We start from the raw sequence: 19858 nt of genomic DNA on the forward strand, positions 1-19858 counted from the left end.
TACAAATCAAAAAAACAACGACGTGGTTTCCCGCGACTCGTTGCTGCACCGGCGGCAAGGCCGGTCGGCAGGCAAGGCGGGTACGGGAAATGTCGGGGCACAAAAAGGGAGGATGCCGTGAAGCTTTCGCATGAATTTCAGACCATGACCGCACGCCGGTCGCGCGCGCGCCGGTTCGCCGCCGCGCTCGCCTGGAGCAGCGCCGGCGCGGCGCTCGCCGTGGCCGTCGCGACCCCGGCGCAGGCGCAGGTGTCCGGCGCGTCGCTGCGCGGCACCGTAAAAGCCGAAGGTGGGGTGTCCGAAGTCACCGCGATCAACGTCAATACCGGCCTGACGCGCACTTCGACGGTCAATGCAAACGGGGGCTACAGCTTCGCCTCATTGCCGGTCGGCACCTATCGCCTCGAATTGACGACACCGCAGGGCAAGCGTCAGACCGATGAGTTCACGCTCAACGTCGCGCAGAATGCGGTGCTCGATTTCGACTTCTCGCAACCCGACATAGCCGAGGGAGGCGACGATGCGATCATCGTGACGGGCAGCCGTATCCGTTCGATGGAGGGGGGCGAGGTCGGTATCAACATCTCGCAGCGGCTGATCGAGCAACTCCCGCAAAACAACCGCAACTTCCTCGCCTTTGCCGACCTCGCACCGGGCGTTCAGTTCATCACCAACGCCAGTGGTCAGTCGCGCCTTCAGGGCGGTGCGCAAGGCAGCAATTCGGTCAATATCTTCATCGATGGCGTGGGACAGAAGGACTATGTCCTGAAGAACGGCATTACCGGACAGGATTCGACGCAGGGCAACCCGTTTCCGCAGCTCGCGATCGGTGAATATCGGGTCATCGGCTCGAACTATAAGGCCGAATATGATCAGGTGAGTTCGGTCGCGATCACCGCGGTGACTAAATCCGGCACCAACGAATTCCATGGCGAAGGCTTCATCGACTTCACCAACCAGGATCTGCGCGACCGCACGCCCTCCGAAAATTATCCCACTTATATTCCCAAGATCAAGACGCGCGACATTCAGTTCGGTGGCGCGCTGGGCGGTCCGATCGTGAAGGACGTCCTCCATTTCTTCGTGACCTATGAAGGCAAGCGGCGGACCGAACCGCGCACGATCACTCCGGGCCTCAACCTGTCGCCCGATTTCTTCCCGACCGAATATCAGGGCGCATTCGGTTCGGCGAGCGAGACGTTCGACGAGAATCTCTATTTCGGCAAACTCAACTTCACCCCGACGTCGAGCGATCTGTTCGAATTTTCGGGTAAATATCGTGACGAAACGGGTGTGCAGATCAACAACGGGCTCGCTGCCTTCGACACACGGACGCTCGCGAGGGTCGAGGAATGGCGTGGCCTCGCCCGCTGGGAGCATACGGCGGACACTTGGGTCAATGATTTCAAGGTCGCTTATGAAGATGTGAGCTGGGGACCGCGCCCGGCCGAATTCGGCAATGTCAGCGTCTTCAATGCTACGGTGCCGGGCACCGTCCCAGGCACGACACAGCGCGGTGACATTCTGCGTATCGGTGCGGGCAGCAATTTTCAGGACAAGGGGCAGAAGGGCTGGCAGGTTTCAAACGACTTCACCTTCACTGGTCTTGAAAGCCACACGTTCAAGGTCGGCGTGAAGGCGAAATGGGTCAAGCTCAACACCAACGAGCAGGGCGGGGTCAACCCAGTTTTCTTCTACAACGCGCTCTATCCGGCGGGCGTCGATTTCAACGATACCATTCCCTATCGCATGCAGTTCAGCGCGCCCGTGACCGACGGGGATCCGAACATCCGGTCGAACAATTTCCAACTCGGTCTCTATGCGCAGGACGATTGGGAGGTAACCGACCGGCTGACGGTAAACATCGGCCTACGCTGGGATTATGAACGGACCCCGGCCTTTCTTGACTATGTCCACGACCCAGCGATTGCTGCCTTCGTGAGCGGTCAAGCCTCCTACACCGCGCCCGACGGGACGGTGACGCCGCCCTATACCAACTTGCTGAACGCCGATTACGACATCAACGATTATATCTCGACCGGCTCCGAGCGAAAGGCGTTCAAGGGCGCGTGGCAGCCGCGTATCGGCTTCACTTATGAACTCGACGAAGAAGGGCGCTTTGCTGTTTTCGGCGGCTACGGCCGTTCCTATGACCGGACGCAGTTCGATTTCATCCAGCAGGAACTTCGCCAGGGGCTGTTCGCCAACCGCGTTTTCAACTTCAACAATCCGGGCGATACGACCAATGTCTGCGATCCCAGCCCGACCTGTATCGCATGGGATCCCGTCTATCTGACGCCCGAAGGACGCGCGGATCTGATCGCGGGCCTGCCGCCGGGCGCGGGGCGCGAATTGCGCTTCATCAAGAACGACCTCAAGGTGCCCTATTCGGACCAGTTCAGCCTCGGTGTGCGCGGGCGCTTCAACCTGCTCGATGCCGAAGTCGGCTATAGCTATGTGAAGAGCAAGGACGGTTTCGTCTATCTGCTCGGCAACCGGCGGCCCGACGGCAGCTTCTTCCCGCCGACGGGCAATCCGGACTCACCGTTCGGTTCGCCGCCGTCACCTTTCGGTTCGATCATCCTCGGCGACAACGGGCTCGAAACAAAGGCGCATACCGCCTATCTCAAGCTGACCAAGCGTTATACCCAGGCCTCGCCGTGGAGCTTCGACGCAACATACACCTACACCGATGCCAAGGAAAACCGGCAGTTTGGTGAGGTCTTCAGCCTCGATTTCCCGAATATCGACGATTATGGCTTCATCACGGCGACGGGTGTGCGCAAACATCGTCTGGTGATGGCGGGAACGGTGGATATCCCGATGGGTTTCACCGTGTCGGGCAAGTTCCAGATCGCATCGCCCAAATATCTCGGCGCGATCCTGAACACGCCGGGCACGGGAGGCACGCCGCCATCGCGCGAAGCGATCTCGACCGAGACGGAGGGCAATGGCGACCGCTGGGGCTATCGGCAGATGGACCTTTCGATCACCAAATATGTCCCGATCGCCTTTGTCAGCGACGAAGCGCGGCTGCGTTTCCGCCTCGATATCATCAACCTGTTCAACGACCGCAATTTCAGCGGCTTCGACGCGATTACCGGGCTGCGCAACCCCAACGACATGGGGCTTGACGGGCCGCCGCGAACGATCAAGCTTTCGGCCGGTTTCTCTTTCTGACCGGCTGATCAGGCGTCCGGCCCGCACCCCCCTCCCGCGGGCCGGGCGCCTCAAATTTTTGGAGTATTTGATGTCGTTCCGCAGCGTGGCCCTGTTCCTGCCCCTCATCGCGCTGGCCACCGCCTGCACCCCCGGCGCGGCACCTTCCGCTGTCACCCCCGCGTCGACGATGGCACCGCTGAGCGAGGCGGCCTTTTCGGAAGAGCTGACCGAACGCACCTTTCGCTATTTCTGGGATACGACCGACACGCAGCGCTGCCTCGCGCCCGACCGCTGGCCGAGCAACCCCTTCTCCTCGATCGCCGCGACGGGCTTTGCGCTCACCGCTTATGGCATCGGCGCCGAGCGTGGCTATGTGACGCGCGCCGCGGCGGCGGAGCGTACGCGCGACTGCCTGCGCTTCTACTGGACCGCGCCGCAGGGGGCCGCCGTGACCGGAACGACCGGCCACAAGGGCTTTTTCTATCATTTCCTGAACAATGAAGATGGAACGCGGCGGGGCAAGACCGAGCTTTCGACCGTCGATACGTCGCTGTTGCTTGGCGGTATCCTCTTCGCGCAGAGCTATTACGACCGCGATACGCCCGTCGAGGGCGAGATCCGCGACCTTGCCGAAAAAATCTACGGCCGGGTCGACTGGACCTTCGTCCAGCGCGAGAACAGCAAGATCCCGTCAGCCAACGGCGGCGGGCGCAAGGCGATCGCGATGGGTTGGTATCCCGAACGCGGCGAGGGCGGCGATTTCGGGACCCACGACTGGGTCGGCTACAATGAAGGGATGCTCGTCTATATCCTCGCGTTCGGATCGCCGACGCATCCCGTCGGCAAGGATGCGTGGGACAAGGGTTGGGCGGTCGATCTCGAAAAGGACTGGGGCAGTTATTACGGACAACAGCACCTCCAGTTCGAACCGCTGTTCGGGCACCAGTACAGCCATGTCTGGGTCGATTTCCGCGGGATCCACGACGAATTCATGCGGGGGAAGGGCATCGATTATTTCGAGAACAGCCGCCGTGCGACGCTGGCGCAGCGTGCCTATGGCTCCGACAATCCGAATAAATGGGCGGGCTATAACGCCGACATCTGGGGCTGGACCGCGTCGGACGGCCCCGGCTATTCGGAGGGGCTATATCGTGTGGGCGGCGCGCCGCGGAATTTCAACGGCTATATGGCGCGCGGTGTCAGCGCGATCCGCGTCGTCGACGACGGCACGATCGTCCCCACCGCAGCGGGCGGCTCGGTCGCCTTCGCGCCCGAGGTGACGATCCCCGCGCTGATGGCGATGCGCGCGCAATATGGGCCCAGGCTCTATACGCGCTACGGTTTCAAGGATGCGTTCAATCCCAGCTTCACCTTTGCCGACGCGGGCTCGAAATCGGGCGAGGTCGATCCCGTGCAGGGCTGGGTTGCGAATGATTATCTCGGAATCGACCAGGGACCGATCCTCGCGATGATGGAAAATCATCGCAGCGGCCTCGTCTGGAAGGTGATGCGAAAGAATCCGCATATCCAGCGCGGCTTGAAGCGCATCGGCTTTACCGGCGGCTGGCTGGACGAGGCGAAATAAATGTTCCCCGGCTTTCGCCGGAGAACAGATTAACAGCCCTTTCCGATACACAAATCTGCGACCACCGGATAATGATCCGACGGCAGCTTGCCGCCCGTCTGATCGGTCAGCGTCGCGTGGCGCAGCACCGTCACATCGTTGCTGACGAAGATATGATCGATCGGGCTCGCGTCCATCCGCGCGATGTCGAAGCCGGTGAAGGTACCGAGCGGGCCGTAGTGCGGCGTGCGGCTGATCGTGCGGCTGTCGCGCAGCGCGCCGTTGCCGGGTTCTACAATCGCGGCATAAGGGGTGCTCGTCGCGGGGCTGTTGAAATCGCCCATCAATATGGCGCTTTCGCCGGGTTTGCGCTCAGCGTCGATCCAGCGGCGTATCTGCCGGGCGCTTTCCTGCCGCGCGACCTCCCCGATATGGTCGAAATGGGTGTTCACGACGAGCAATGTGCGCTTCGCCGTCCGGTCGTGCAGCCGTGCCCATGTCGCGATCCGCGGCAGCGCGGCGTCCCAGCCCTTGCTCGGCACCTCGGGCGTCGGCGATAGCCAGAAGGTCCCCGATCCGGCCAGCGTAAAGCGGTCGCGGCGGAAACCCAGCATCGAATATTCGCCTTTATCCTTGCCATCATCGCGCGCGACGCCGACGAATTGATAGGCGGGCAGATCGGCCTCGACCGCCTGCTTCTGGTGTTGCAGCACCTCCTGCATCCCGACGAGATCGGGCGCCCGATAGGCGACGAGCGCGGTCAGCGCCGTGCGCCGGTGCGGCCAGCCATTGTCGCCGTCCGACGCGACATCGAGCCGGATATTATAGGTCATCGCCTCATAATGGTCGGCGCGTTCTTTCGCCGCCGCCGGCAGCGCGAGCAGCGCCGCCGCGAGGAACAGGGTTTTGCTGATCATCCGAGATTTCCTCCGTTGGCGGCGATCACGCTGCTGTAGAAACGCGCGCTTCGTTTGGGGATGCGGGCCTGCGTCTCGTAATCGACATGGACGATGCCGAAGCGCTTCGAGAAGCCCAGAGACCATTCGAGATTGTCGAGCAGCGACCACGCCATATAGCCGCGCACGTCGACGCCCTTTTTGATCGCGTCGCCGATCGCCGAGATATGCGTGCGGAGGTAGTCGCAGCGCAGCGGATCGTCGACCCCGTCGGGTCCGGCCTTTGGCGGGTCATAGAAAGCGGCGCCATTTTCGGTGATATAGACCGGGATGTCGCCATAGGTGTCGCGGAACCAGATCAGCATGTCGGTGAGCGCGGGTGGGTAGACCTCCCAGTCGGTCGTCGTGTGCGTCGCATTCTGCCGCACCGGCGACGCGCCGACCGGCCACTGGTGCGGATCGGCCTTCACGACGTTGCGCGTGTAATAATTGATGCCGATGAAATCGACCGGCTGGCAGATGTCCCGGAGATCCTCGGCGGGCCATTCGGGCCAAGCTTCGCCGAACACTTCGGCAAGTTCGTCGGGGTATCTGCCTTTCAGCGCGGGGTCGAGATATTGGCGGTTCATATAGGCGTGCGCGCGTGCAGTGGCGGCCAGATCCTCGGCGCTGTCGCTCGCTGGATATTTGGGCTCGATATTGACGACGAGGCCGATCTCGTGTGCGCCTTCGCTGCGATAGGCCTGCACCGCGCGGCCGTGCGCGCGCATCAGATTGTGGCTCGCGATCGGCGTTTCGAACAGGTTGCGGTGCCCGGGGGCAAGCGCGCCGTGGAGATAGCCGCCGTCGGTGATCACCCACGGCTCGTTCAGCGTCACCCATTTCTTTACGCGGCCGTCGAGGCGGCGGTACATGACCGATCCATATTCGGCGAACCAGTCGGCGCTGTCGCGGTTCAGCCAGCCGCCCTTGTCGTCGAGTGCCGCGGGCAGGTCCCAATGGTGGAGCGTCAGCAGCGGTTCGATATCGTGCTTGAGCAGTTCGTCGACGAGCCGCTCGTAAAAGCCGAGCCCCGGTTCGTTGACGCGCCCGATCCCCTCGGGCAGCACGCGGCCCCAATTGACGCTGAAGCGATAGGCCTTCAACCCCAATTCCTTCATCAGTGCGACGTCGGCGGGCATGCGGTTATAGTGATCGCAGGCAACGTCACCGGTGTCGCCCTTCGCCGCCATCAGCCGCGGATCGTGGCTGAAGCGCTGCCAGATGCTCGCGCCCGCGCCATCGGCGAGCGGCGATCCCTCGATCTGATAGGCGGCGGTCGCGGCGCCCCACAGGAAATCGTCGGGGAAAACGGTCTGCGTCATTTCTTGTCCTTGTCGGCATAAGTCGGGGAGGGAAGTTTCTGTTCGAGCAACCAGGCATAGAGCGCTGGGTCGTCATAGGTGGGATCCCAGGCATTGTGGCCGAGGTCGGGATAGATGGTGAGGCGGACCTTGCGGCCGCCGCAGGCGCGGATTGCGCGCGCCATGGCGAAGCTGCCTTCGGGCATGACGACATCGTCGCGGTCACCATGGAACGCCCAGACCGGCAGGTCCATCAGGCGGCACGCCTCTCCGGGATTTCCGCGCCCAGCGACCGCGGCGACCGCGGCGAACCGCTTGGGCTCGGCGATCGCCCAGCGCCAGCTCGCATGGCCGCCGCGGCTGAGGCCGGTGAGATAGATCCGCGCCGGATCGACGCGATAGGTCTTGGTTACATGGTCGACGAGCGCGTCGAGCTTTTCGATATCCCAGTCCTGATCGGTGCCGAGCAGCGGCGAGACGGTGAGGAAAGGGAAGGTGGCATCGCGGTCGGCGATCTTTGGCGGACCGTGCACCTTCACCTTAGCGACATCGTCGCCGCGCTCGCCCGAGCCGTGGAGAAAGATCAGCAGGGGATAGTGGTTCGCCTTGTCGGTCAGATAGCCCTGGGGCACGAACAGCTGGTACGGATAATTGCCGGATGCGACCGGCTGCCGGGGTGTCTGGCCTTCGACGACCGGAGGGGCTTTCGTCCAGGCGGCAGCGGGGGAAGTGGCGAGCGCAAGGCCCAGCAGCGCCGCGGTCCAATATCTCATATTCGGTTCCTTGGTTGAACGGGTCATCCCTTGACACTCCCGGTCAGCAGCCCGCTCAGATAATAGCGTTGGAGCGCGAGGAAGAGGATGAGGACGGGGAGGGTGGTGACGACCGCGCCGGCCATCATGATCTCGTAATCCTGCACATTCTGGCGGCTGTTCGCGGCGAGCGCGACGGGCAAGGTGTAGAGATCCTGGTCGGCGAGAATGATCAGCGGCCACATGAAATCGTTCCAGCTCGACAGGAACACATAGAGCGCCAGTGTGACGATGATCGGGGTCAGGATCGGCAGGACGATGCGGCGGAGGATCTGTCCTTCGCTCGCGCCGTCGATGCGCGCCGCCTCGAGCATCTCGTCGGGGATCGACAGGCAATATTGGCGCACGAGGAAGATGCCGAAAATGCCCGCGAGCCATGGCACCAGCGCGCCGGCATAGCTGTTGACGAGGCCCATGGCCTTGAGCTCGAGGAACAGCGGCAGCATCCCGATCTGTCCCGGCACGACGAGCGCCGCGACGAGCAAACGGAAGATCGCGTCGCGTCCCGCGAAGCGCAGCTTGGCAAAGGCGTAGCCCGCCGGGATGGTGAAAAGCAGCGCCAGCCCTGTCGCGAGCGTCGAGATGAGGATGCTGTTGAGCAGGAAGCGCCCGACGCCGAAGGTGCCGAACAGCAGGTGGTAGTTTTCGAGTGTCGGGCTCGCGGGCCACAGCGGCGGCGGGAATTGCGCCGCCTCGCCGCGCGCCATGAAGCTGACCGACACCATCCAGATCAGCGGCGCGATTGTGACCAGCGCGACCAGCGCGGCGAGAAGCGTGACGGACCAGCGACGCAGGCTCATATCGCGCCGCTCCGTTTCGCAAGCCGCAGCTGCACCAGCGTCACGGCAAGAATGCAGAGAAAGAGCAGGAAGGCGACCGCCGCGCCCGAGCCGAGGTTCCACCATTTGAACCCTTCCTCATACATGAAATAGAGGATCGTGACGGTCGACTGGGCGGGGCCGCCCTGCGTCATCACATAGGGTTCGGCAAACAGCTGGAACATGCCCGCGACGGTCAGCACCGATACGAGCAGCACGGTCGGCGCGATCGCGGGCAGGGTGACGTGGCGCAGCCGCGTCAACCACCCCGCGCCATCGATCCGCGCCGCCTCGTCGAGTTCGCGCGGCACGGTCTGCAGCGCGGCGAGGAAGATGATCATATTATAGCCAAAGGTCTTCCACGCGACGAAGAGCAGGATCGCGGGCAGCGAGGCGGTGGGGCTGCCAAGCCAGTCGACCGGCGGCACGCCGAAGAAGGAGAGCAGATAGTTGAGCAGGCCGTAACGCGTGTGGAGCAGGTAGCGCCACACGACGGCGGTCGCGACGAGCGTCGTCACATAGGGCGCGAACAGCGCGACGCGCCACAGCGGCCGCCATTTCAGCCAGCGCGAATTGACAATCATCGCGGCGAACAGCGACAGCGCGACGATGAAAGGCGTGCCGACCGCAACGAACAGCAATGTGTTCGTCATCGCCTTCCAGAATAGCGGGTTATCGAGCAATCTTTCGTAATTCTGGAGCCCGACGAAGCGCAGGTTGCCGATGTCGGCGAGCGCGTAGATGTCGAAATCGGTGAAGCTCAGGAACAGCGACGCGATCGCCGGCAGGACGAAGAAAAGCAGGATCGCCGCGAGCGCCGGAATCGACATCGCCCAGCCCGCGCGTGCCTCGCTCGCCCGGCCGACCGCGCTCGCGCGTTCACTGGCTCGCGACTGCGCGCTCACAAAGTCCGCCCCCTGTCCAGCATCCAGCGCCGCTTTTCGAGCAGCCGATCGGCGCGCACGTCGATCTCCTTCGCCGCCTCGTCGACGCTGAACTGCCCGCGCACCATGCGTTCGGCGACGATCTGCATCTCGGTGACGATGCGCTCCCATTCGGGGACCTTCGGCAGCGCGGTCGCGCGGTCGAGCTGCGTGCGGAAGGGTTCGACCGCCGGGTCGCGTATCAGCCCTGCCGCAGTCCACACCGAGCGCCGCGCGGGCAGATCTCCCGTCGCCTCGTGGAGCGCAAGCTGTGCGCCGGGGGCCATCAGGCGCGATACCAGATCCCACGCCGCCTCGCCATGCGCGCTGCTTGCGAAAACGACGAGGCTCGACCCGCCGGGCGCCGCAGAGCCGACGCCGTCGGGGCCGGGGTTGGCGGCGGTCTCCCACGCGTCCTGCAATTCGGGGGCGAGACGGCTCTTCATATCGCCGATCGTCCAGGGGCCGGAGAGGAAGAGGCTGAAATAGCCGCGCGCGAATTCGGCCCAGACATTCGAAATCTGCGCCATCGATACCCGCGGCGCCAGCCCTTCGTCGAACAGCGATTTATAGAAGGCGAGCGCCGCCTTGAACTCGGGGTCCGAAAAGGCACCGCGTCCACCGTCGTCGCGCAGCAGCCGCGCGCCCGCCGACAGCGCGAGCGTCGTCAACTGCTCATATTCGTTGAGCGGATAGAGCAGCGCGAAATTGCCGTCGCCGGCCTGTTTTTTCACCTTGTGGAGCGCGGCTTTCCACTCGGCCCAGCCGGACGGCGGCGCGGCATATCCCGCGCGCGCGAACAGATCCTTGCGATAAAATTGCAGCCGCGTGTCGACATACCATGGAATACCCCACGTCTTGCCCGCGATCCGGTTGGTATCGACCACCGCGCCGAACTGGTCGCCGAGGAGGCGCATCGCGTGCGCGGGAACCGGCGCGAGCGCGCCGATCGCGGCGAGCTCGGCGATCCAGCTGTTGCCGACCTGCCCGACGGCGGGCAGCGAATCCCCGGCAAAGCCCGTCAGCAATTTTTCGTGCGCGGCGGTCCAGGGCAGCGGCTGGATCGCGATCGGCGGCGCGGTCGCGGGCCAGTCGATACCCCGGACCAGCGCGGGCAGGCTCGCCGCTTCGTTCCCCATCGCCCAGACGGTCAGCGTATCGCGCCCGCGCGCGCCGCAGCCGCTTAGCAGGGGGGCGAGAGGCAGCGCGGCGAGCGCGCCGGTCAAATGGCGGCGCGTCAGCTGCATCGGCAAGGGCGCGCCGGCGTGCTCATGGCGGCGAGGCTCCCGCCCCGGCGGTCGCTTTCTCGGTTCCGGGCGCGTTCGCGGTGGTGCCGCGCGCGATGAGACTGGGGGTGAGGATTGTCGCGCTCGCCGCGCCGAGCGCGTCGCCGCGCAGCAGGCGGAGCAGCATCATCATGCCCGTCGAGCCCAGCCGGTCGATATTGACCTGCATCGTCGTCAGGCCGGGGCTCAGGTGCCGCGCGAGCGGAATATCGTCGAAACCCGCGACCATGACGTCGCCGGGCACCGACACGCCCGCACGCGCCAGTTCGGCGATCAGCCCGACCGCCATCTGGTCGTTCGCGGCAAAGACCGCGTCGGCCGGGAGCTGCCCCTCGACGAATAGCCGCGCGGCCTTCTCGCCGCTTTCTTCCGAGAAGTCGCCGGGCAGGATCACCGGACTACGTTCCCCGGCGATTTTCGCCATCGCATCGGCGAAGCCGCGCTGGCGGTCGCGCGCGTCGCGGTTGTGCTTGGGTCCGGCGATATGGACGACCTGCCGCGCTCCGCCTGTCAGCAAGGCTTCGGTCATTGCATAGGCGCCGCGATAATTGTCGACCGCCACAAATGGCAGGTCGAGCGATCCCGCGTCATAATTGAGCAGCACCGTAGGCAGTGCCGGGTCGAGATAGTCCGACAGCAATTCGGGCTTCAGGTCGGGCGGCATGACGAGCAGCCCATCGACGCGGCCGCGCATCGCGGCGATCGCCGCCGCCGTCTCGTGCGTGCTGCCGTGCATGTTACCGAGCAGGAGGTGCATCCCCGATTCATGCGCGACCAGGTCGATGCCGCGAATGATTTCGGAGAAGAATTCGCCGAACAGGTCGGGCAGGATGACCCCGACGGTGTCGGTCTTGCGCCGGGTCAGGCTGCGCGCGCCGCTATGGGGCACGAAATTCAACTTCTTGACCGCCGCCATCACTGCGGCGCGTGTCGGCGCGGTGACATTGCCGAGCCCGTTGATGGCTCGCGATGCCGTCGCCACCGAAACCCCCGCTTCGCGGGCGACATCCCTCAATGTTGCCATGCCGCTGGCCCCCTTTCCCTCAATTGGCAGCGGGCCGCTTGTGCGACTCGGTTCTTCCAGGTTCGCCGGGTGCGGAAACATTCACAGCGTAACCGGTTACACGGGCGAAAGGCAAGGTCATTTCCCGGCCTTTCCCAAGGCTTGGCCGGCGGCGTCAAACAGGTGCAGCCGGTCGGCCGGAAGCACGGCGGCGACCGCGTCTCCCTCATCGAGGCGGCCGTCGTCGCGTAGCTGGCACGCAATGGCTTCATCGTCCGCATGCGCGCCCAGATGCAGCGTCGCGAGCCCGCCGAGCCGTTCGATAAAACGGATGGTGAAAGGCAGCGCGTCCGGAGCATCGCCGATCGCGATATCCTCGGGCCGGATCCCGATCGACAGCGGCGTCCCGGTCGCAGGCGCTGCTTCGAGCGAGGGCAGGGCGATGCTCCGCCCGTCGGCCAGCGTCGCCCGGCCGCCCTCCGCCATGGTTGCAGCCAGGATATTCATCCGCGGCGTGCCGAGAAACTGCGCGACGAAGATATTCGCCGGCCGCGCGTAAAGTTCGCGCGGTGTCCCTGCCTGTTCGATCCGCCCGTCGCGCAGCACGACGATCCGGTCGGCAAGCGTCATCGCTTCGACCTGGTCGTGCGTCACATAGAGCGTCGTCGTGCCGAGCTGGCGGTGCAGCTCGGCAAATTCGTAACGCATCCGCACGCGCAGATCGGCGTCGAGGTTCGACAGCGGCTCGTCGAACAGGAAAATTTGCGGCTGGCGCACGATCGCGCGGCCGATTGCCACGCGCTGCCGCTGCCCGCCCGACAGTGCCGCCGGCTTGCGGTCGAGCAGGCCCTCGATATTCAGTATCGCCGCCGCGCGGCGCACCGCGGCATCGATCGCGGATTTGTCCGTCTTCGCGATTTTCAGCCCGAACGCCATATTCTCATAGACGCTGAGGTGCGGGTAGAGCGCATAGGATTGGAACACCATCGCGATGCCGCGCTCCGAGGGTGCAAGGTCGGTGACGTCGCGGTCGCCGATGACGATGCGGCCGTCCGTCAGATCCTCCAGTCCCGCCACGACACGCAGCAGCGTCGATTTGCCGCATCCCGACGGGCCGACGATCACGGTGAATTCGCCGTCGGCGACGTCGATCGACACGCCTTTCAGGACCTCGGTCGCCCCGAAGCTCTTGCGCGCGCCCTCGATCGACAGTCGAGCCATGTTTCGCGGCGTTCCAGGGACCTCAGTGAACCGTCACGCCTGCGCTCGCCTGCCGCGCCGGCGCGCGTCCCGCGGCGATCGCGAACAGGCATAGCGCGACGTAGCAGGCGGCCGGCAGGGCCAGTGCAGCGGCGTAGCCGACCGCATCGGACAATTGCCCGACAAGATAGGGGATCGCCGCACCGCCGACGATCGCGGTGCAGAGCAGCCCCGATGTGGCTTCGGCGCGCGCGGTCGAACGTTCGAGCGTCAGCGTGAAGATCACAGGAAACATGATCGAATTGAACAGTCCGATCGACAGCGCGACGAAGCCTGCGCTTACGCCGCCGACGGACACGATATAAAGGCAGAGCAGCGCCGCGACGGCTGTGAAGATGGAGAGCAGCTTCGATGCGGAGAAGCGCGCGAGCAGCACCGATCCGATCGCGCGGCCGACCATCGCGCCGCCCCAGTAAAGCGCGACCGCCTTTCCGGCCTCTTGCAACGAAACGCCGGGGACGCCGTCGCTGCCCATGATCCAGCCGAAGGTACCGAAGGCTGCGTCCGACTGTCCCCAGATTGCATCGCTGTTGAGGAACAGCGCCATCTGCGTCCCGATCGCCACTTCGGCGCCGACGTACAGGAAGATCGCGAAACCGCCGAGCAGCGCCCAGCGTGACGAAAAGGCTTCGCGGATCAGTTCCCCCATCCCGGCACGCTGGCCGATCGGCGCGGGTGGCACAGCTTCGTTGACGATCCGCCGGCTGAACCAGAAGAAGAAAAGCAACGCGATGATCAGCCCGCAGATCCAGAAATAGGCGGCGTCGATCCCGCCAAGCGCCTGCGCTCGCACCGCCTCGGTCACCACCATGCCCTCCTTGACCTCGACGCCTTCGAGGAAGAGGTGCGCGCCGATCAGCGGGCCGAGGAAGGTGCCGAAACTGTTGAAGGTCTGGCTGAATGTCAGGCGGAAATGGCTGCGTTTCGGGTCGCCGAGCGCTGCGGCGAGCGGATTGGCCGCGACCTGCAGGATGGTGATCCCGCTTGCGAGGATGAAGAGGCCCGCGAGCACGAGCGGATAGACGGCGAGATTCGCCGCGGCGAGCATGACGAGGCAGCCGACGACCATCGTCGACAACGCGGTCAGGATCGACGGTACCGAGTGAAAGCGGGCGATCAGCGCCGCTGCCGGGAAGGACATCAGGCCGTAGGCGATGAAAAAGGCCGATGCCGAAAGCTGCGCCTCGGCATCGCTCAGTGTGAAGATACCCTTCACCGCGGCGACGAGCGGGTCGATCAGCGACGTGATGAAGCCCCAGGCGAAAAACAGCACGGTTACCGCGGCGAAGGCCGCCATGGCATTCGACCGGCCGCCACTTTGGACGCTCGCCTCGCTGGGCAGGTTCATTCGCAATATCCTCTTCGCCGGAACTATGTTATGCGGCGGGTCTAACGGGGCGTCGGAGGCAATGCAACCGGTTACATCGGTGCCGATGACGCGCGCCCTCAAGGCGCACCGGGCTCGCTCCCGAATCGCGCGAAATAATCGTTCGTCCCCCACTGGCGCGCGCGGGCGCGACTGGTTACATGGGCCGCCACCAAATGATTCGCGCGTGCCGCCCCGAAATCCGGGGCAGGCGCCGCCTGCACCAGAAAGTGGCATCCATGGAAATCATCACCGGCCTGACCTTCGACGACGTGCTGCTGGTGCCGGGTCCGTCGGATATCCTGCCTTCGGATGCAAACCTGTCGACCCAGCTGACCAGCGAGATCAGCCTGAACATCCCGATCCTGTCGTCGGCGATGGACACGGTGACAGAGGCCGACATGGCGATCCTGATGGCGCAGATCGGCGGGATCGGCGTGCTCCACCGCAACCTGACGGTCGAGGAACAGGCCGCGGCGGTGCGGCAGGTCAAGCGCTTCGAAAGCGGGATGATCGTCAATCCGATCACCATCACCCCCGACGCGCCGCTGTCCTTTGCGACCGCGCTGATGGATCAGCACCGGATTTCGGGCATTCCGGTGGTCGAGCCTGGCGGCAAGCTCGTCGGCATCCTCACGCACCGCGACGTGCGCTTCGCCGACAATCCCGGCCAGCCGGTGCGCGAGCTGATGACCGCGGAAAATCTCGCGACGGTGCGCGCCGGCGTCGGTCAGGACGAAGCGCGCAAGCTTCTACACCAGCGCCGGATCGAAAAACTGCTCGTCGTTGACGATGATTATCACTGCATCGGCCTGATCACCGTCAAGGACATGGAAAAGGCGGTCAATTTCCCCGACGCGACGAAGGACGAAAATGGTCGCCTGCGGGTCGCAGCCGCGACGAACACCGGCGATAGCGGCGTCGAGCGCGCCGAGGCGTTGCTCGATGCCGAGTGCGACCTGATCGTCGTCGATACGGCGCACGGCCACAGCAAGGGCGTCGGTCAGACGGTCGAACGCATCAAGAAATTGTCGAACCGCGTGCAGGTGCTCGCGGGTAATGTCGCCACCGGCGACGCGACCAGGGCGCTCATCGACGCGGGCGCCGACGGCGTGAAAGTCGGGATTGGCCCCGGCTCGATCTGCACCACGCGTATCGTCGCGGGCGTCGGCGTGCCGCAGCTCACCGCGATCCTCGACAGCGTCGAGGCGGCGTCGAAGCTCGGCGTGCCGGTGATCGCCGACGGGGGCCTGCGTACGTCGGGCGACGTGGCCAAGGCGCTTGCGGCGGGCGCGTCGAGCGTTATGGTCGGGTCGATGCTCGCCGGCACCGCCGAGGCGCCCGGCGAGACCTTTCTCTATCAGGGGCGCACCTACAAAAGCTATCGCGGCATGGGTAGCGTCGGCGCGATGGCGCGCGGCAGCGCCGACCGCTATTTCCAGCAGGATATCAAGGACCAGATGAAGCTGGTTCCCGAAGGCATCGAGGGGCAGGTGCCGTTCAAGGGGCCTGCGAAGGACGTCATCCACCAGATGGTCGGCGGCGTGAAGGCCGCGATGGGCTATACCGGCAGCCGGACGCTCAAGGATTTCCGCGAGCGGGCGAAGTTCGTTCGCATCACCAATGCGGGTCTGCGCGAAAGCCATGTCCACGACGTCGCGATCACGCGCGAGGCGCCGAACTATCCGGCGGGTTGAATCCCATGCTTCGTCATTGCGAGGAGCGCAGCGACGCGGCAATCCAGGGATCGCGTAAACTGCTCTGGATGAGTTGGCCTGCGGCCGCCTTCGGCCCGCTTTGCTCGCAATGACGAAATAATGGGAAAGCCATGACCCCCGCCGCCCGCCTCCAGACGTCAATCGAGATCCTCGACGCGATCGCCGCCGCCGCGCGCGAGGGCGGGGCGCCTGCCGACGCGATCTTCGCCGAAGCGATGCGCGCGCGCCGCTATGCGGGGTCGAAGGACCGCCGTGCGATCCGCGCCCACGTCTATGACGCAATCCGCGCGGTGCGCTCGGCGCCTGCCTCGGGACGCGCCGCGATGCTGGCGCTCGTCGATGTGCAGCCCGATCTCGCGGCGCTCTTCGACGGATCCGGTTACGGCCCCGCACCGATCACGGACGACGAGGCGCGCGCCGAAACCGGGCTCGCCGCAGGGGCGCTGATCGACCTCTTCGACGCGCTCGTCGGCGAAGACGAGCATGAAGCGATGCTGGCGCGCGCGCCGCTCGACCTTCGCGCCAACCGCATCAAATCGTCGCAAGGCGATCTCTCGCATCTTTTTCCCGATGGCGAAGCGATCCCCGGCGCGCCGGATGGCTGGCGCCTGCCGCCCGAAACCGCGGCCGTCCAGCATCCTGGCTATGCCGAAGGCCGCTTCGAGGTGCAGGATGCGGCGAGCCAATATGCCTCCGCTGCGCTCGATACCGCGGCGGGGCAGGCGATCGTCGATCTTTGCGCGGGCGGCGGCGGAAAGACGCTCGCCATCGCGTCGCTCACCGGCAATGACGCCGAAATTCTCGCCTGCGACACCAATCGCGCGCGCCTCCAGCAACTCCAGCCGCGCGCCGAACGCGCGGGCGCGACGCGCGTCGAAACCCGCCTGCTCAATCCGGGGCAGGAAAGAGCGATGCTTGATGACTGGCAGGGCAGGGCCGACCGTGTCTTCGTCGATGCCCCCTGCTCGGGCAGCGGCACCTGGCGGCGCAGCCCCGAACTGCGCTGGCGCCTGACCCCCGCGCGGCTCGATCGTCATCGGGCCGACCAGGCGAAGCTCATCGACATCGGCGCCGATCTTGTGGCGCCCGGCGGCAAACTCCTTTATGCTGTCTGCTCGATCATCACGCGCGAGGGGCGGGCACAGGTGGACGATTTTCTGAACCGGCATCCGGGCTGGACCGCCGACGCGGGCTATCTTCCCGAGGGTATCGGCCGTGCCGCGGGCGCGGGTTTCCTGCTGACGCCCGGCCATGATGGCTGCGACGGATTTTTTCTCGCACGGCTGACATCGCCATGTTAGCATCCCTCTCGATGAAGCGATGGGAGAATGCGATGCGCATCAGTTTTCTGGCTATTGGCGCCGGCCTCGTTCTGGCCAGCCTGCCGACCGCCTCCGATGCCCAGCGTGCGGACAACGACATCTTCCCCCGCTCGATCGCGCTTCAGCAAGAAGGCCACAAGGCGCAGGACGCCGGCGACCTCGACCTTGCCATCGATTTTTACGAATCGGCACTCGCCGCCGACCCGCGCAACCGTTCGGCGATCATCGCGCTTGCGCAGGTCGCGCGTGCACAGGGCCTGCCGGGCAAGGCGATCGGCCTCTATCGCGAGGCGCTGATCCTTGAACCCAAAGACATCGTCGCGCTGACCGGGCAGGGCGAAGCGCTCGCCGACAAGGGCGCGCTTGAACTGGCGCGCGAAAAGCTGGTCGAGGCCGAGCGTGTTTGCGGCGCGAAATGCCCGCAGGTCGCCGCGCTGGAAAAGACGATCGCCTCGAGCGCATCGAAGCGCGTCGTCGCCGCCGAAGCGCTGGTGCCGACGCCGGTCGTCGCGACGGTCAAGCCGGCCACCGGCCAGAACTGAAATTCCGGTGCCTAGGCGCCAAGCGCACGCGCCAGCGCGACCCATTCGCCGACGCTGACGGTTTCGGCCCGCCGCGTCGGATCGATCCCGATCGCTTCGGCCGTGGCGACCGCGCCCTCGACCCCCTTCAAGCTTTGCCGCAGCATCTTGCGCCGCTGGCCGAACCCCTTTTCGGTCAGCTTCGACAGGATTTTCGGATCGACACCGTCGGGCTGATCGCCCGGGGTCACGTGGACAATCGCCGACATCACCTTGGGCGGCGGGGTAAAGGCCGAACGATGCACTTTCATCGCGATTTTTGCGTTCGAGCGCCACTGCGCGAGCACCGCGAGCCGGCCGTAAGCGCTCGTCCCCACCGGCGCGACGATCCGCTCGGCAACCTCGAGCTGGAACATCAACGTCAGCGACACCCAGCGCGGCGGCCATGCCGCGGGCTCGAGCCAGCGCGTGAACAGCGCGGTGCCCACATTATAGGGCAGGTTCGCGACGATATGGTAAGGCGTCCCGCCGGTCAGCGCCTCGACATCGACCGCCATCGCATCGTCGGGGACCACCGTCAGCTGACCCGGAAACGCCTCCGCCAGCTCGGCGAGGAGCGGCAGGCAGCGATCGTCGCGCTCGACCGCGATCACCTTTGCGCCCGCGCGCAGCAACGCGCGCGTCAGCCCGCCGGGGCCCGGCCCGACTTCGAACACCGTCGCGCCGCTCAAATCGCCCGGAAGTGCCGCGATCCGGTCGAGCAATTGCTCGTCGAACAGGAAATTCTGCCCCAGCGCCTTGCTGGCCGACAGGCCGTGGGCGCGCACCGTTTCGCGCAGCGGCGGCAGCGGCGTGCGCGGCTGGATCGTCACTTTGCCGGTGCGCAGCCGCGCTCGCGGGCCAGCGCCATGCGCGCGGCCATCGCGATCGCCGCGATCGTCGGCCCGGGATCGGCCCGGCCGGTGCCTGCGATGTTGAACGCGGTGCCATGATCGGGCGAGGTGCGGATGATCGGCAGCCCGAGCGTCAGATTGACCCCGTCATGGAAATGCAGCGCCTTGAACGGCGCGAGCGCCTGATCGTGATAACCGCACAGCAGCGCGTCATATTGATCGCGAATGCCGGGGGCGAAGAGCGCGTCGGCGGCAAGCGGGCCATCGACAAGAATGCCGTCCTGGGCAAGCTGGGCGACCGCGGGCTTCATCACCCGTTCTTCCTCGCTCCCGAGCTGGCCATTCTCGCCCGCGTGCGGGTTGAGTCCCGCCAGCGCGATGCGCGGCGTGTCGATGCCGAAATCGCGGCGCAGCCCGCGCGCGACGATCCGCGCCTTGGCGACGATCAATTCGCTCGTCAGCCGCTCCGGCACGTCCGCGAGCGGGATATGCACGGTCAGCGGCACGACGCGCAATGACGGCCCCGCCAGCATCATCACCGCATTGGTCGCGGTCACGCCGCAGCGTTCGGCGATGAATTCGGTCTGCCCGGGATGCGTATAGCCGATGCCGTGCAACGCATGTTTCGATACCGATCCGGTGACGAGCGCCGAGCTCGCCTGGTTGCGCGTCAGCCCGATGCCGGTTTCGAGCGCGTGGAGCGCGCAGGTCGCGCCGGCGGGCGTAGGCGATCCGGGGGTTAGCGGACCGCTGTCCTCAAGATGCCAGACGGGCAAGGCCGCGTCGAAGGTGTGCACGACCTCGTCCATGTCGCCGACGCGGGCCACGGGGCCGTCCCACACGGCTTCGATCGCGGCGAGGTCGCCGATCGCGACAAAGGGAGGAAGGTTGTTATCACGGCGCGCGGCCCATGCGCGCGCCGTGACTTCGGGGCCGACGCCGGCCGGGTCACCCATGGTGACCGCGATCGG

General features: G+C 65.4%; 16 protein-coding genes. 5 read left to right on the forward strand and 11 right to left on the reverse strand.

The window, feature by feature from the left end; all coding sequences use genetic code 11:
* Positions 1–117 precede the first annotated feature (117 nt).
* Together VSX79_RS04300 and VSX79_RS04305 are read left to right on the forward strand one after the other, a co-directional pair.
* Entirely contained in the window at positions 118–3180 is a 3063-nt protein-coding gene (locus VSX79_RS04300) for a TonB-dependent receptor (RefSeq protein ID WP_326914533.1), read from the forward strand.
* 70 nt (positions 3181–3250) lie between these two features.
* On the forward strand, positions 3251–4747 hold the full coding sequence (locus VSX79_RS04305) for a glucoamylase family protein (RefSeq protein ID WP_326914534.1): 1497 nt from the start codon (positions 3251–3253) through the stop codon (positions 4745–4747).
* Between the two features lie 29 nt (positions 4748–4776).
* Here the strand turns inward: VSX79_RS04305 and VSX79_RS04310 are convergent, their stop codons facing one another.
* The 9 genes from VSX79_RS04310 to VSX79_RS04350 all read right to left on the reverse strand — a co-directional run bounded on the left by VSX79_RS04310 (position 4777) and on the right by VSX79_RS04350 (position 14415).
* Positions 4777–5643 (reverse strand): endonuclease/exonuclease/phosphatase family protein, encoded by an 867-nt coding sequence (locus tag VSX79_RS04310; protein ID WP_326914535.1) that lies wholly within the window; start codon positions 5641–5643, stop codon positions 4777–4779.
* A complete protein-coding gene (locus VSX79_RS04315) occupies positions 5640–6986 on the reverse strand; it encodes a GH1 family beta-glucosidase (RefSeq protein ID WP_326914536.1) in 1347 nt (448 codons plus the stop codon). The genes VSX79_RS04310 and VSX79_RS04315 overlap by 4 nt, the downstream gene beginning before the upstream one ends.
* Entirely contained in the window at positions 6983–7738 is a 756-nt protein-coding gene (locus VSX79_RS04320; protein WP_326914537.1) for a carboxylesterase family protein, read from the reverse strand. Before VSX79_RS04320 ends, VSX79_RS04315 begins: the two co-directional genes overlap by 4 nt.
* Before the next feature lie 23 nt (positions 7739–7761).
* Positions 7762–8577, reverse strand: a complete 816-nt coding sequence (locus VSX79_RS04325) for a carbohydrate ABC transporter permease (protein WP_179499074.1) — start codon at positions 8575–8577, stop codon at positions 7762–7764.
* Complete coding sequence (locus VSX79_RS04330; RefSeq protein ID WP_326914538.1) at positions 8574–9500, reverse strand: carbohydrate ABC transporter permease; 927 nt, start codon at positions 9498–9500, stop codon at positions 8574–8576. The genes VSX79_RS04325 and VSX79_RS04330 overlap by 4 nt, the downstream gene beginning before the upstream one ends.
* Positions 9497–10765, reverse strand: a complete 1269-nt coding sequence (locus VSX79_RS04335; RefSeq protein ID WP_326914539.1) for an extracellular solute-binding protein — start codon at positions 10763–10765, stop codon at positions 9497–9499. Before VSX79_RS04335 ends, VSX79_RS04330 begins: the two co-directional genes overlap by 4 nt.
* Positions 10766–10787: 22 nt before the next feature.
* Positions 10788–11828 carry a LacI family DNA-binding transcriptional regulator gene (locus tag VSX79_RS04340; RefSeq protein ID WP_179499078.1) on the reverse strand — a complete coding sequence of 347 codons (1041 nt, stop codon included), beginning with the start codon at positions 11826–11828 and terminating at the stop codon, positions 10788–10790.
* A gap of 117 nt (positions 11829–11945) precedes the next feature.
* Positions 11946–13028 carry an ABC transporter ATP-binding protein gene (locus VSX79_RS04345; RefSeq protein WP_326914540.1) on the reverse strand — a complete coding sequence of 361 codons (1083 nt, stop codon included), beginning with the start codon at positions 13026–13028 and terminating at the stop codon, positions 11946–11948.
* A gap of 22 nt (positions 13029–13050) precedes the next feature.
* Positions 13051–14415, reverse strand: coding sequence for an MFS transporter (locus tag VSX79_RS04350; protein WP_326914541.1), 1365 nt, complete (start codon positions 14413–14415; stop codon positions 13051–13053).
* 257 nt (positions 14416–14672) lie between these two features.
* Between VSX79_RS04350 and guaB the strand changes: the two genes are divergently transcribed.
* The 3 genes from guaB to VSX79_RS04365 all read left to right on the forward strand — a co-directional run bounded on the left by guaB (position 14673) and on the right by VSX79_RS04365 (position 18015).
* Entirely contained in the window at positions 14673–16130 is a 1458-nt protein-coding gene (guaB, locus tag VSX79_RS04355) for an IMP dehydrogenase (RefSeq protein ID WP_179499082.1), read from the forward strand.
* Between the two features lie 131 nt (positions 16131–16261).
* Positions 16262–17452, forward strand: coding sequence for an RsmB/NOP family class I SAM-dependent RNA methyltransferase (locus VSX79_RS04360; RefSeq protein ID WP_179499084.1), 1191 nt, complete (start codon positions 16262–16264; stop codon positions 17450–17452).
* A 32-nt stretch (positions 17453–17484) separates the two neighbouring features.
* On the forward strand, positions 17485–18015 hold the full coding sequence (locus VSX79_RS04365; RefSeq protein WP_179499086.1) for a tetratricopeptide repeat protein: 531 nt from the start codon (positions 17485–17487) through the stop codon (positions 18013–18015).
* 11 nt (positions 18016–18026) lie between these two features.
* Here the strand turns inward: VSX79_RS04365 and rsmA are convergent, their stop codons facing one another.
* Positions 18027–18866 carry a 16S rRNA (adenine(1518)-N(6)/adenine(1519)-N(6))-dimethyltransferase RsmA gene (rsmA, locus tag VSX79_RS04370; protein ID WP_326914542.1) on the reverse strand — a complete coding sequence of 280 codons (840 nt, stop codon included), beginning with the start codon at positions 18864–18866 and terminating at the stop codon, positions 18027–18029.
* Positions 18863–19843, reverse strand: coding sequence for a 4-hydroxythreonine-4-phosphate dehydrogenase PdxA (gene pdxA / locus VSX79_RS04375; protein ID WP_326914543.1), 981 nt, complete (start codon positions 19841–19843; stop codon positions 18863–18865). The genes rsmA and pdxA overlap by 4 nt, the downstream gene beginning before the upstream one ends.
* Positions 19844–19858: the final 15 nt, after the last annotated feature.

It is taken from the genome of Sphingopyxis chilensis (genome assembly GCF_035930445.1).
Lineage (GTDB): Bacteria > Pseudomonadota > Alphaproteobacteria > Sphingomonadales > Sphingomonadaceae > Sphingopyxis > Sphingopyxis chilensis.